This is a genomic window from Rahnella laticis, from assembly GCF_015644585.1.
GTDB lineage: Bacteria > Pseudomonadota > Gammaproteobacteria > Enterobacterales > Enterobacteriaceae > Rahnella > Rahnella laticis.
The window spans coordinates 16950-30515 of sequence record NZ_JADOBI010000003.1; the positions used below are offsets into that span (position 1 = coordinate 16950).

General features: G+C 55.2%; 11 protein-coding genes. 3 read left to right on the plus strand and 8 right to left on the minus strand.

Translation table 11 applies throughout. The annotated features are described in order from the left end of the window. Positions 1 to 126: 126 nt before the first annotated feature. Positions 127 to 1365: an exonuclease subunit SbcD gene (gene sbcD, locus IV433_RS06380; protein WP_195813956.1), complete on the plus strand. Its 1239-nt coding sequence runs from the start codon at positions 127 to 129 to the stop codon at positions 1363 to 1365. Then, a complete protein-coding gene (gene sbcC / locus IV433_RS06385) occupies positions 1362 to 4619 on the plus strand; it encodes an exonuclease subunit SbcC (protein ID WP_195813955.1) in 3258 nt (1085 codons plus the stop codon). Before sbcD ends, sbcC begins: the two co-directional genes overlap by 4 nt. Before the next feature lie 53 nt (positions 4620 to 4672). Here sbcC and mak read toward each other — a convergent pair whose 3' ends face one another. Beyond that, positions 4673 to 5593, minus strand: coding sequence for a fructokinase (gene mak / locus IV433_RS06390; protein WP_195813954.1), 921 nt, complete (start codon positions 5591 to 5593; stop codon positions 4673 to 4675). A gap of 209 nt (positions 5594 to 5802) precedes the next feature. Here mak and rdgC point away from each other — a divergent pair, with 209 nt between their 5' ends. Next, entirely contained in the window at positions 5803 to 6717 is a 915-nt protein-coding gene (rdgC, locus tag IV433_RS06395; protein ID WP_195813953.1) for a recombination-associated protein RdgC, read from the plus strand. Positions 6718 to 6911: 194 nt separating this feature from the next. Here the strand turns inward: rdgC and ppnP are convergent, their stop codons facing one another. The 7 genes from ppnP to IV433_RS06430 all read right to left on the minus strand — a co-directional run bounded on the left by ppnP (position 6912) and on the right by IV433_RS06430 (position 13494). Beyond that, complete coding sequence (gene ppnP, locus IV433_RS06400; RefSeq protein WP_101075794.1) at positions 6912 to 7202, minus strand: pyrimidine/purine nucleoside phosphorylase; 291 nt, start codon at positions 7200 to 7202, stop codon at positions 6912 to 6914. 194 nt (positions 7203 to 7396) lie between these two features. Then, a complete protein-coding gene (locus tag IV433_RS06405; protein ID WP_195813952.1) occupies positions 7397 to 8074 on the minus strand; it encodes an AroM family protein in 678 nt (225 codons plus the stop codon). Between the two features lie 5 nt (positions 8075 to 8079). Next, positions 8080 to 9009 (minus strand): DUF1177 domain-containing protein, encoded by a 930-nt coding sequence (locus tag IV433_RS06410; RefSeq protein ID WP_195813951.1) that lies wholly within the window; start codon positions 9007 to 9009, stop codon positions 8080 to 8082. Between the two features lie 133 nt (positions 9010 to 9142). Then, the gene (locus IV433_RS06415; RefSeq protein WP_195813950.1) at positions 9143 to 10720 is read right to left on the minus strand and encodes an OPT/YSL family transporter; all 1578 of its coding nucleotides are present in this window, start codon (positions 10718 to 10720) and stop codon (positions 9143 to 9145) included. Between the two features lie 73 nt (positions 10721 to 10793). Next, positions 10794 to 11558: an IclR family transcriptional regulator gene (locus tag IV433_RS06420; RefSeq protein ID WP_195813949.1), complete on the minus strand. Its 765-nt coding sequence runs from the start codon at positions 11556 to 11558 to the stop codon at positions 10794 to 10796. 556 nt (positions 11559 to 12114) lie between these two features. After that, the gene (aroL, locus tag IV433_RS06425; protein WP_195813948.1) at positions 12115 to 12639 is read right to left on the minus strand and encodes a shikimate kinase AroL; all 525 of its coding nucleotides are present in this window, start codon (positions 12637 to 12639) and stop codon (positions 12115 to 12117) included. A gap of 276 nt (positions 12640 to 12915) precedes the next feature. Next, positions 12916 to 13494 carry a class I SAM-dependent methyltransferase gene (locus tag IV433_RS06430; protein WP_195813947.1) on the minus strand — a complete coding sequence of 193 codons (579 nt, stop codon included), beginning with the start codon at positions 13492 to 13494 and terminating at the stop codon, positions 12916 to 12918. Between the last annotated feature and the right edge of the window lie 72 nt (positions 13495 to 13566).

Below are 13566 nucleotides of genomic sequence, written 5' to 3' on the forward strand. Positions count from 1 at the left end.
AGGCAAATATGACAGATAAATTCCCGCCATCCTGCTGAAATTGGTCTGATTTATCGGGGACAGGTTCCCCCGCCGACGTTTATACTTTGCCCCATTGTCGTCATACAGGGTTCACACGGGAGTCTCATGCGCCTGATCCACACCTCCGACTGGCACCTCGGCCAGTACTTTTTTACCAAAAGCCGCGCCGCTGAACATCAGGCATTTTTGCGCTGGCTGACCGGTCAGGTGCAGCAGCATCAGGTGGACGCCGTCATTGTCGCCGGGGACATCTTTGATACCGGCTCGCCGCCCAGTTACGCCCGCGAATTGTATAACCGCTTCGTGGTTGAATTACAACAAACCGGCTGCCAGCTGGTGGTGCTGGCCGGAAATCACGATTCCGTCGCCACGCTCAATGAATCCCGCGAACTGCTTTCGTGCCTGAATACGCGGGTGATCGCCACCGTAGGCGAAAATCTGGATGAACAGGTTTTGGTGCTGAATACCCGCGAAGGCCAGCCCGGCGCGGTGTTGTGTGCCATTCCGTTTTTGCGTCCGCGCGACTTGCTGGCCAGCCAGGCCGGGCAGTCCGGCAGCGACAAACAGCTCGCCTTGCAGGAAGCCATTGCGGCGCATTATGACGCGCTGTATCAGGCCGCGCTGGCTAAACGTCAGGAACTTGGCGTGCCGTTGCCCATTATCGCTACCGGCCATCTGACCACCGTCGGCGTCAGTACGTCTGACTCCGTGCGCGACATCTATATAGGCACGCTCGACGCCTTCCCGGCGCAGGCCTTTCCGCCGGTGGATTACGTGGCGCTCGGGCATATTCACCGCGCCCAGTGCGTCGCAAAAACCGAACATATCCGTTACAGCGGCTCACCGATTGCGCTGAGTTTCGATGAGCTCAGCAAAACCAAAAGCGTTTACCTGCTTGATTTCGAGGGCGCTACGCTCAACGCCATCGACACGCTGGAAATCCCCGTTTTCCAGCCAATGCAGATCATTAAAGGTTCGCTCGCCGACATCGAAAAACAACTGACGCAGTTTGCTGACGGCAATGCCGGTAAACCGGTATGGCTGGATATCGAAGTCGCCACGCAGGACTATCTCAGTGATATCCAGCGGCGTATTCAGACGCTGACCTCAGATTTGCCGGTGGAAGTCGTTCTGCTGCGCCGCAGTAAAGAACAGCGCATCAGCAGCATCGATCAACAGGAAAAAGAAACGCTCAGCGAACTGAGTGTCAGCGAAGTGTTTGAGCGGCGGCTGGCGCAGGAAACCGATCCCGACGAACCGCGTCAGGCGCGGATGCGCACGCTGTTCGCTCAGGTTGTCAGTCAGGTCACCAGCGGCGAGTCCGCAGAGGATGCCGCCCAATGAAAATTCTCAGTCTGCGTTTAAAAAACCTGAACTCGCTGGAAGGCGAATGGAAAATCGACTTCACCGCTGAGCCTTTTGCCAGCAACGGATTATTTGCCATCACAGGCCCGACCGGCGCGGGGAAAACCACCCTGCTCGATGCCATCTGTCTGGCGCTGTATCACCAGACGCCGCGTCTGAACGTTACGCCGAGCCAGAATGAACTGATGACCCGCCACACCGCCGAATCGCTGGCGGAAGTCGAGTTTGAGGTCAAAGGCATTGGCTACCGCGCGTTCTGGAGCCAGCGCCGGGCCAAAAATTCGCCGGACGGTAATTTACAGGCGCCCAAAGTAGAACTGGCACTGCTGGCCGATGGCAAAATTCTGGCCGACAAAGTGCGCGATAAACTTGATGCCATCGCCGGGCTGACCGGGCTGGATTTCGGCCGTTTCACCAAATCGATGATGCTTTCACAAGGCCAGTTCGCCGCATTCCTGAATGCCGATGCCAACGACCGCGCGGAATTGCTGGAAGAACTGACCGGCACAGAAATCTACGGGCGACTTTCTGAACGCGTGTTTGAACAACATAAAGAAGCCAAAAATCAGCTCGACGGTTTGTATCAGCGCATGGCCGGTATCGAGTTGCTCAGCGAAGAGCAGCGTCAGGCCTTCGAAACGGAACTGGCCGCGCTGAACGCGCAGGAAATTATCCTCAGCCAGCAGGCGCTGCAACGCCAGCAGCATCTGAACTGGCTGCAACAATGGCAACAGGTGCAGCAAAAACATCAGCAATCTCAGCAGCAACTGACGGCGGCGGAGCAGGAAAACCTCGCCGCAGCGCCGCAGTTGCAGCAACTCGCGCGCAGTGAACCGGCTGAAAAGCTGCGTCCGCTGCTCAGCGACCGGTTGCGCTGCGAGAAAGAAACGCAGGAGTTACAGCAGACGCTCACGCAGCTGGTTCAGCAGCAGGAACAACAGGCCGCACAGATGACACCGCTGGCTTTGGCGCTGGAACAGGAGAAAGCTGCTCGCCAGAATCAGGCCGGAGAGCAGCGTCAGCTCCAGACGCTGATGGACGAAAAAGTTCTGCCGCTGGATAACGAAATTGCCCGGTGGCACAAATCACTGACTGACACGCAGCAGGCCGTCAGTGAAGCACAGAAACAGGCCAGTGAGCACAGCGCGATGCTGGCGAAAATCACCGAAGAGCGCCAGAAACTGGAGGCACAGAGTCAGCAGCATCAGGCGAAACACGCCACGCTGACCGGTGCGCTTCAGGTTCAGCAACAAAATCAGGCCGAACTGGAAAAACAGCAGCCGCTGACGACGTTGCAGAAACGGCAATCTGAACTGGCGCAGCTGCGTCCGGTGCGTCAGCAGCTGTTTTCACTCGCGCAAATTTTCCCTCAGCTCGATTCGCGTGTCCGTCAGCAGCATCAGGATTTTGCGCAGAATCAGACGGCAATCGCGGAAGAAGAAGAACGCCTTGGCAAAATCCGCCTGCAATGCCAGAAACAGCTTGAGCATCTGAATGATGTCAAAGCGCGGCTGAAAAGCGAGGAACTGATCGTCAGCCTGACGGCAGAACGCGCGAATCTGCAAAGCGGCCTGGCCTGCCCGCTGTGCGGTTCCACCTCGCATCCGGCGATCGAAAGTTATCAGGAGATCAAACCGTCTGAAACGGCGCAGCGTGTTGAGAAAATGCAGCTGGAATTTGATGCAGCGAAAGCCAGCGGAATCGAACTGGCCGCGAAAATTAAAAGCCTGAAAGAACACCAGTTACGCCTGAAAACGCAGCTTGAGCACGACCAGCAGCAGCTGAACGCACATCTCGAAAACTGGCAGAAAATCAGCGCTCCGCATGGTCTGACGTTCACGCTGATGGATGCGCCGGACATTCAGCAATGGCTGGCGTCATGCGATCAGGAAGAACAGCAAACGCAGGAAACCCTCCGCCAGCATGAACAGCTGGCGCGTGCGCTGCAACAGGCGAAAGACGCCCTCAGCGAAGCCGTCAGCGAGCAACAAAAAGTCCAGCAGCAAAGCGCATTACTGGCGGAGCGTTTTACGCTGACACAGCAAAACCTGGCGAAATCTCAGGAACAGCTTGAGCGTCTGCAAACCCAGTATGCGGATGGCGGGAAAACGCTGAAGGAACTGACGGCGCAGCGTACAGAACTCTTCGGCGACCGTCAGGTTACGCAGGTTCGCGAGCACTTACATCTGCAACAACAGGCCGCCGAAAAAGCCGTCAGCGAAGCCGAGACGGCCCTGCACCGGGCGCAGGAACTTCGCGACAAACTCGCCGGTCAGCTCGCCAGCACGCAGCTGCAACATCAGCAGGCCACGGCGCGTCTGCATCAGGCACAAACAGACTGGCAACAGGCGCTGACCGCCAGCGAGTTTGCGGATGAAGACGCAGTGAAACTCGCGATGCTCGACGACACCTTACGCCAGCAACTCAGGCAGCGTAAAGACCAGTTGCAGAAACAGCTGGCGCAGGCTCAGGCGCTGTTAAGCGATGCGAAAGAGACACTGGAGAAACAGCGGCTCGCACGGCCTGCGCATCTGAGTGAAAACGAAAGCGATCTCACGGCGCTGATGGCAGAACAGGAATCGCTGTCACAAAGCCTGAAAGCGCTGCAACAGCGCACCGGCGAAGTGAGTAATCAGCTTAAATTCGACAAGGAACGCAGTGGCAGCCAGCAGCAGTTAATCGCGCAGATTGCGCAGGCGCAGCTGACCTGTGATGACTGGGGATATCTCAATCAGATGATTGGCTCCAGCGATGGCGCGAAATTCCGTAAGTTCGCGCAAGGGCTGACGCTGGATCATCTGGTGTATCTGGCGAACCGCCAGCTGGAAAAACTGCATGGCCGTTATCTGTTGCAGCGTAAAACCAGCGACGCGCTGGAGTTGCAGGTTGTCGATACGTGGCAGGCCGACGCCGTGCGTGATACCCGCACGTTATCCGGCGGCGAGAGCTTCCTGGTCAGTCTGGCGCTGGCGCTGGCGTTGTCAGATCTGGTGAGTGATAAAACCCGCATCGATTCGCTGTTCCTCGACGAAGGTTTCGGTACGCTCGACGCCGACACGCTGGATACCGCGCTGGACGCCCTCGACAGCCTGAACGCCTCCGGTAAAACCATCGGCGTGATCAGCCACGTTGAAGCGATGAAAGACCGCATTCCGGTGCAAATCAAAGTGACCAAGGTGAACGGGCTGGGCGTCAGCCGTCTGAGCAGTGAATTTAAAGTCCCGTCGCAGTAAACGATAAAGCCGCATGATGGCGTGACATCATGCGGCTTTTGTCTGCCAGAAAATTACAACGCGAAGCGCGACTGCGGCCACAGCCAGGCGGCACCGCGAACACCGCTGGAATCGCCATGAACCGCTTTAAGGATCGGTGTTTCACATTCGCCGCCAAAGACCCACTGTTTGATCAGCACGGGAACGGTCTGGTACAGACGATCGACGTTGCTCATGCCGCCGCCAAAAACGATGACATCCGGATCCAGAATATTCACCACATTGGCCAGCGCTTTCGCCAGACGACGCTCGTAGCGGCCCAGCGCCAGCTCCGCCGTTTCGTCGCCCTGCTCAACAAGCTCAATAATTTCCGCGCCTTTCAGCCGCTGGCCTGACAGCCGGAAATAATCTTCCGCAAAACCGGTGCCCGACACAAAGGTCTCCACACAGCCGGATTTGCCGCAATAACACGGCACGTCGCGGGCAAACTGAATTTCGTCTTCATCCTGCCACGGCAGCGGGTTATGCCCCCACTCTCCGGCATTGCCGTTTCCGCCCGCGTGCGCCGCGCCGTTAAGCGCAACGCCGGAACCACAGCCGGTGCCGATAATGACCGCAAACACCGTGTGACGCCCGGCGCCCGCGCCGTCGGTCGCTTCGGAAACCGCCAGACAGTTGGCGTCGTTGGCAATGTGGACTTCACGTTTTAACAACAGCGCCAGATCTTCATCCAGCTGCTGGCCATTTAGCCAGACCGAGTTGGCATTTTTCACTTTACCGGTAAACGGCGAAAGCGTGCCGGGGATCCCAAGGCCGACGCTGCCGTGCTGGCCTGTGGCCTTTTCGGCGTCCAGCACCAGCCCTTCAATTGCTTTCAGCGTGCGCTCGTAATCATTTCTTGGCGTATCCACCCGCTTGCGGAACAGTTCTTTCCCTTCGCCGGATAACGCGATGACTTCTATTTTTGTGCCGCCTAAATCAATGCCAATTCGCACGTTTTCTCTCCTGTTTCTGCCGGTAGGGTCAGTTATTTTGAGGTTAAATCAGTGTAGAAGCTCGCTGCTGTCGCCACCAGAATAAGCTGTTATGCAATGTTTCATGCTGCGGTGATTTCTTAACGACGACCGGCGCTCAATTGGTTATCATGCCGCCCTGCATTCATTTAATCAGCGTACCACGAGTGCGCCGGGACAGGGATAACGCCATGTTATGGTTTAAGAATTTGTTGGTATACCGTTTGAGCCGTGAAGTTTCGTTATCTGCTGACGAAATGGAAAAACAGCTCAGCGCTTTCACCTTTACCCCGTGCGGCAGCCAGGATATGGCGAAAACCGGCTGGGTTTCACCGATGGGTTCCCACGGTGGCGACGCGCTGACTCACGTTAACGGCGGTCAGATCCTGATCTGCGCCCGTAAAGAAGAAAAAATCCTGCCTTCTCCGGTCATCAAACAGGAGTTACAGGCCAAAATCGATCAGCTTGAAGGTGAGCAACACCGTAAGCTGAAGAAAACCGAAAAAGATTCCCTGAAAGACGAAGTGCTGCACAGCCTGATGCCGCGCGCATTCAGCCGTTTCAGCCAGACATTCATGTGGATCGACACCGTTAACGGCCTGATCATGGTCGATGCCGCCAGCGCGAAAAAAGCGGAAGACATGCTGGCGCTGCTGCGTAAAAGCCTCGGTTCACTGCCGGTTGTGCCATTAACCATGGAAAGCCCGATCGAACTGACGCTCACCGAATGGGTGCGTTCAGGCCAGACGCCTGCCGGTTTTGCCCTGCAGGATGAAGCCGAACTGAAGGCGATTCTGGAAGAAGGCGGCGTGATCCGCTGTAAGAAACAGGCGCTGGTCAGCGACGAAATCGCCACGCACATCGAGAATGGCAAACTGGTGACCAAGCTGGCCGTCGACTGGCAGGAACGTATTGCCGTTGTTCTGGCCGACGACGGCAGCATCAAACGTCTGAAATTCGGCGACGTGATCCGTGACCAGAACGAAGACATCGACCGCGAAGATTTCGCCGGACGTTTCGATGCGGATTTCGTGCTGATGACCGGTGAACTGGCGGCGCTGATTCAAAACCTGATTGAGGCTCTGGGCGGCGAAGCACAACGCTAGTTATACCCTTCATCCTTCAAGCTGCCTCCGCGTTGGCCGCCTTCGCGAACTCCGGTCACATACTGATGTATGCTCCCGGAGGATTCACTCAGTTGCCGCCTTGATGCAACTCGAATGATTTTGGGTATACGGGGTTATGAAATAAGAAAAGGCGCTCATTGGCGCCTTTTCTGTTTGTGCTGTGTCTGAATGATTTATTTGGTCAGATACTTGCAGAGATACGACGTGGTTTCGCCGACCTGCAAATTGAATTCACTTTTACCCGGAATGTAGAAGGTTTCGCCCGGCTTGAAGACCTGCCAGTCCGGGGAACCCGGGATCAGCACTTTCAGCGAGCCGCTGATGACGGTCATTTCTTCCGGCTTAGCGGTGCCGAAAGTGTATTCGCCGACGGCCATCACGCCAACGCTGGCTGAACCCGTACTGTCGCTGTCAAAACCAATCGACTTAACTTTCCCGTCAAAATACTCATTATTTTTCAACATAGATTGGCCCTTTGCGATAATTTTCAGAGCCTCCATATTAGGGGCAGAAACCTCGTTCTGTCACTGATTATTACCGCTTTATCTGCACCAGACGACACCGCCCGCAAAGCGGCGTCGCTGATTTGATTTTAGCGTCGCACAGTGCCATTGTGGGTGGCTGTCCGCTCCGCACATGTCCGCTTTACTCCCCAACGTCAGACGATCAGTTCCGCCGCCAATTTTGCCATCAGCACGTTCGACAACAGAACCGGAATGCTGAGATGCTTTTTCAGCAATTCGGCGTGATGCCGCGTGTAACCAATGCAATCAAGTACCACCACTTCCGCACCCTGCTGCGCCAGACGCATCGCCGCTTCGATAATGGTCTGGTCATCGGAAATATACGGGCTGGCCACCGCAAAGCACGGCGGTTTAGACAGCTTTCGCCATTTGTTCGACTGCTCGACGATCTGCTCTTCGATCGGCACGACAATTCCTGCGCGATGCTCGCCGACAATCGCGCCAATCAGCGGAGGGATAATCCGATCAGGCTCGAGCAGAAGCGCATTGCGGGCGCGCAGCTTTTTAAATTCGCCGGTACACAGCAGTAAAATGGTCATGCAGCCGAGCGCTTCCAGAACGTCGATTTTTTCCTGTAATCCGCGTTCGACCCGATGCGCCGCCATGGTGACCTGCGAACCGTCCAGCAAACGCGAAACCAGCACCGCATCGCCTTCCGCAGGCGCATATCGCTGCTCAATTTGCTCCGTGCTCATTCCGTCCAGCAGGCCCACGTGGGTCACTGATTTGGCCGGCAGATGCGCCATTAGCAGCGGCATAATGTCGCTGCGCGGCGCCTGTCCAATGGTTAACGTCGCAAAGGTCGTGATCATAAGGCTTACTTCCGGTTTTGCAGGTGGCGCAAGCTTCCGTACAGCGACAACAGGAGTTGATATTCGTCGGCATCAAAGAAATGGCACGTACCGCGCCCGAATTCTTTTGCGACTTCCACGGCAAACTTCGCCGCCAGGGCGATATCCACTTCATGGCTCGCGCCGGTACCGCAGCCCGGCACCACAGATTCTGCCGTGATCGCCACACCAACCACCGGAACGTCGGTCGCCGTTGACGGTTGCAAAATGCTGTTAAGGTGATGAACGCCGTTGCCGTAAGGCGTGATGTCCTGTGTGGTGATGGGGAAAGTGACCGCAGGTTTACCGCTGGTCATCTCCATAATGCGCACCAGATCTTCGGATACACGCAGGATGTAGCCCTCTTTCACTGTTGGCGAAATGGCGTAACCCTTGTGATTGATAATGCGGTTGCCTTTAGTGGTGTCGATGGAAAGGATCGCGTCCACGCCGTCGACCACTTCGTTGTCATTCATGGTCACGTCATCGATCGGCGAATCCATGAAATCCACCGGATCGTGCGGGCGGGTTGGCGCGTTCGGGCAGATGTGGGTAGTAATAATGACATCGCCTTCCAGCGTATCGCCTTTTCGCTGCATGTCCGCCAGTTTCAGCGCACAGGTTACTGCAGCAATCGCACCGTCCGCGTCGGACACCAGACCAATGCGCGTCGGGCGTGCACCAATCCCGCCCAGACGGCCGATAATCCCCAGCGTCGGTGAAGTGCCGCCGCTGCTTTTTCCTTTGCTGCCGGGCACGGTAATACGGACGAAATCCGTGCCGCCTTTCGGGCCATCCGCACGGTTTGTGCTGGCGATGACGCCCGGATAACGGGCAAATAAATCCACAACATCCTGACCGCTGACGTGTGCGCTATCCATCAGTTCAAATACCGTTAATGTCTGTTGCAAACTCATCACAAAATCCTCTTAAAACTTCGTGACCGGCGCACAGGCGCAGAAGCCAAAACGGTCACGAACGCTGTTCATCATCGGAACAGTCAGTGTTTAATGCTGGCCAGATAACGGCCCTGGTGTTGGCAATAACGCTTTACTTTTTGGCACTGAAAACCGAGGTGAAGAAGCTGTAAAGTGCATCACCGGCAATGAAACCTGCCGCCAGCACTTCCATTGGCGTACGCCCTTTTTCACCCCAGATACGAATAATGATGATGCGCAGTACGATACCGCAGACCACCGCCCAGCCCGCCATCACGCTGTTGATCAGAAGCCCGGTCGCCAGCAGTACGCCGAGCTGGCGTTTAGGGCCGCCGATCAGCTGAATCAGCGCGCCCGGAATCGCCCAAATCAGCAGGCTGTGGGCAATGCCCGGTTGTGCGCCAGCCTGTATTGTTTTGGCGTAAACGCGCGCCACCGGCGGCACCAGATCCTGCGCGAAGTAGCCGTAATGGGCGTACCACACCACCGGGATCGCAATGATAAAAGCCAGCAGCGCGGCGAATAACTGAATGCGACGCCCCGCCAGTTCGGCCCGTAAGTCTTTGCCATAGCCGCGCAGAATGAATCCGGCTTTCAGGTCGAAGCCCATATCGGCAAACGCCGGGCCGGTCGCGGCGGTAAAACCGGTCAGCACGCAAAGTGCCAGCGGCGGGAAGCCAATCAGAATACCGATAATCAGCGTGATCAGCGCCACGGCAAACGCCGGGAACCAGCCGGAATGCATGGCCGCAATGCCGACGATCAGCTCGTGGAAGAAAGCGGCAAAGGCGGCGTAAGCCACGAACGCAATCAGCATGCCGACGGACATTTCGCTGTATAAACCCCCGGCCAGCGCCAGCAGTGCAGCAATCGCGATATAGCCGAATGCGCCCAACCCCAGCGCCGTACGCACTTCTTTCGCCGGCTGGGTAAACGTCGTGCGGGCATCGGCATTTTTGGCGCGAACCACCTGAATCACCTGAATCAGCGAAACCAGCCCCGCGCCAACCATCATGCCGTGCGGAATGTACAGGGCATTAAGATCCAGCCCGGCCACCGGTTGTGCGTAAGCGCGGATCAGCAATCCGATGCCGAACATACTGAGCGCCCAGATATTACCGATGAACGCCGTCCCGAACGCTGCCATCGGAATTTTCAGCATCGCGCCACCGAGCCCGATCACCACACCCGCCACCAGCAACCATGCCTGGCGCCCGCCGTTATCGCCGGCTTTGATCGCTTCCGCCGCTGCCACGCCCGGAGGCCAGGCGTTACTGGCCGGGAAAACTTTGGTATCGAAGAGACGGTAAAGCAGATAGGCGTCGAGCAGCATCGCGGCCGCCACACCGATAAACATCGGCATAATCAGCTGCGGCTGCCCGAGAACATAAGGCACGGCAATCGGCATCAGCAGGCTGTTTGCTGCGCCAAAAGTTGCGGAAGAAATGACGGTTTGCGCCAGATTCTGGGTGTGGATTGAACGGTAGCGCTGAAAAGCCTGCATCGGAATGCGGGCCAGCAGCATGGCAAACAGCGCGCCGATAATAGAAGTATTAGGCGTAACGCCTAACGTTGTTATTAACTGAACCCCGATGATAGCGCCTAAAATAGACAGAATAATCATCACGATGAGCGTGCCAATATCCTTTAGCGGATTTTCCTTATTATCTTTTGCAGGTTGGTCTGACATAAGGCCCCTGGTGTTGGCTAAAAATGAATAAAACAAATAATCCGGGTCCGTTACTGGTCATTGCGATGAAAAATCATTGCCAGTACTCATCACCCAATTTTTCGGCGATTTGCCGGGTTACAGCAATCAGTCCTTCTTTTATGCCTTCCGGAATATTTTTTCCCCGTTCGGGAGAAGGGAAAGACAAACAAAGTCCTACCGTTTCATTTCGGTGTTTATTAAAAATACTGGTCGCTAAAGAACTGATGCCCTGAAGCGTTTCATTATTGGCAAACGATAATCCTGTCTGCCGGACTTCCGCCAGCCTGGCCAAAAGAAGATCCATATTTGCGGGGGAATTGACGGAGTTAACCTGATATTCCCCGTTAAAACGCTGAACCACGTCTTCGTCGCTAAAGCGCGCGAGGATCGCACGGCCAATGGCGGTCTCATGCGCGGGCAGCAGGCTTCCGGCGGGCGTCACCACTTGTAAATAGGTTCTGCCGGGGAACATCCGCATGACCATAATGTCGCGCCCTTCCAGCATCGACACATAGCCCGTGCATTGCGTCAGCTGACTCAGCTGCGTCATATACGGTGAAACGGAATCCACGAGCGGCGCAGATAAATAATGGCTGGAGACTGCCAGCAATAATTTTCCGATCCGGTATAAGCGGCTGTCCTGATCGCGTTCCAGCAGCCCCTGCGTTTCCATCGTCATCAGTAAACGTGAAACGGTGCTTTTCGGTAATTTTAAATTTTCGACCACATCACTGAATGACAAGCCGGGATGTCCCTGCCGGATCCCCTGGGTTGAAAATAACTTCAGCACCGCAGCCGCATTTTCTAAAGTGGTCATAAAGGAGTAAGTTCCGGTATATGGAACAGGGTTCCTGTTAAGTTAAATAAAAACTAAAGCTGATACGTGTCAGCGTCAAGACGTTTATTTAACCGCCAGAAGAAGACAGATAAATGAATATGCTTAAAGAAATTCCTAAAGCAATCGAAAGGCGAGGAGAGGGAAATGAATGCCGAGTATTTATGAAGTGAACGATGTAAAACTCAGCAGATTATTTTGATTAAATATTACGCAAAATATACAGCGCGATAGAAGCTTCGACCAGAATGATCGTGATCGACCAGATTGCGGGCATGGCTTTACTGTGCTGGTTAAAGAAAGACATCAGGGGTTTCATCATCGGGTCCGTTATGGGTTTTCAGCGTCACGGCGCTGCGTCTAAGTAATCACCTGAGTTATTAGTTTACGCCCGGTCATACACTAGTACAATACTTAGGCGACTGTGATCCCCGTCACGAGAAATGGCCCGTTTTGTTTACAGTTTAACGCCGGATTTCAGGCAAAAAAAACGGGCCTCAGAGGGCCCGTCATGATGACGTTTTACCGCGAATGGCGCTTAGCGCGCCACCGGCAACGCCAGTGCATCCATAACAGAATTCACGACCAGCGCAGGATCCTGCGTACCATCTACCACGTGGTGAGCGGCTTCCTGATACAACGCTTCGCGTTCGTTCAGCACCTGCATCATTTCTTCGGTGATAGGCCTGCCGGTCAGCGTCGGGCGCTGATCTTCCTGCGGGGCATCTTCCAGACGATTTGCCAGCGTTGATGCCGGTGAACGCAGATAAATAACCGTTCCGGCTTCGCGCATAAAATCACGGTTCTCCTGCGCCAGCACCGCGCCGCCGCCGGTCGCGACCACGGTCAGCGGTGAGCATACCGCTTTCAGGGCTTCGGTTTCACGGCGACGGAACCCCTCCCAGCCTTCACGGTCGACAATATCCGCCACGCTGAGGCCTGAGGTGCGTAACAGGTACAGATCGGTATCGACAAATTTGTAGCCCAGCGCTTTTGCAAGCTCACTGCCAACTGTCGTTTTACCCGCGCCACGCGCGCCTACCATGAAAATGGGTTGTGTCATTACCGCTATCCTTTATTCCCCGAAAGTCCCGTATCTCACCTGATGAAAATCCATCATCAATATGAAGTCTTTGTCGCAAAAAGTGGTCTGATGTACTGGTTTGCGCTGTACTCGCGAGATAGTACAACAAAAAAGCCTCACTGGCAGATTTTTGTCACCTGCCGGTGAAGCTTCTGTAGCGTTTTATTTACGCCATTCAGGGCATCATACTGAAAAATCCTTGTAGCGCAATGCCCTGCAAACCGCCCAGACAGCAAGAATGTCTAAGTGGCTGTATCAGCGGGGTTTACAGATATACACAATGGCCGGGGGAAAATTCTTCACCACGCGGATTTTTTTCCAGGTGAAATAGCGCGACAGCAGTTTCTCAGACATCTGGCTGTACTGAAACAGGACCAGCACGCCGTCTTTGCTTTTCAGCTGCTGCTGCGTTTTTTGCAAAATCTTCATGCTGGTTCGCAGCGGCATCGACAACAGCGGCAGGCATGAAAATACCGCGTCGTAATCCGTGCTCATGTGCTCGGCAGAATGCGCCATCACCTGCAAGCGCCGGTCTTCCATCTGATTAAGCTTACGGACAAACGCGGGCTGGATTTCAAACGCTTCCAGCTTCGCATCTGCGCGCATGCGGCTGAGGATCCGCCGGGTCAGCACGCCATCTGCGGCGCCCAGCTCTGCGATATCCAGCGATGTCGTCCAGTCAATCTGGCTCAGCATCGCATGGCACAACCATGGCGAGGATGGCATCAGCGTCCCCATCGTCCGTGGTGAGGTAATAAAATTCTGCAGATAAAAAAACTGGTTCTGAAGCGAAAGCCCGGTGTTCTTAATTGTCATTCTTGCGGCATTTAACATATTAACTCCTCCTGAGGAATCAGACCCCCATTAAGCCGAAAAATTCTTAAGAAATGATTAATAAGGGGAATA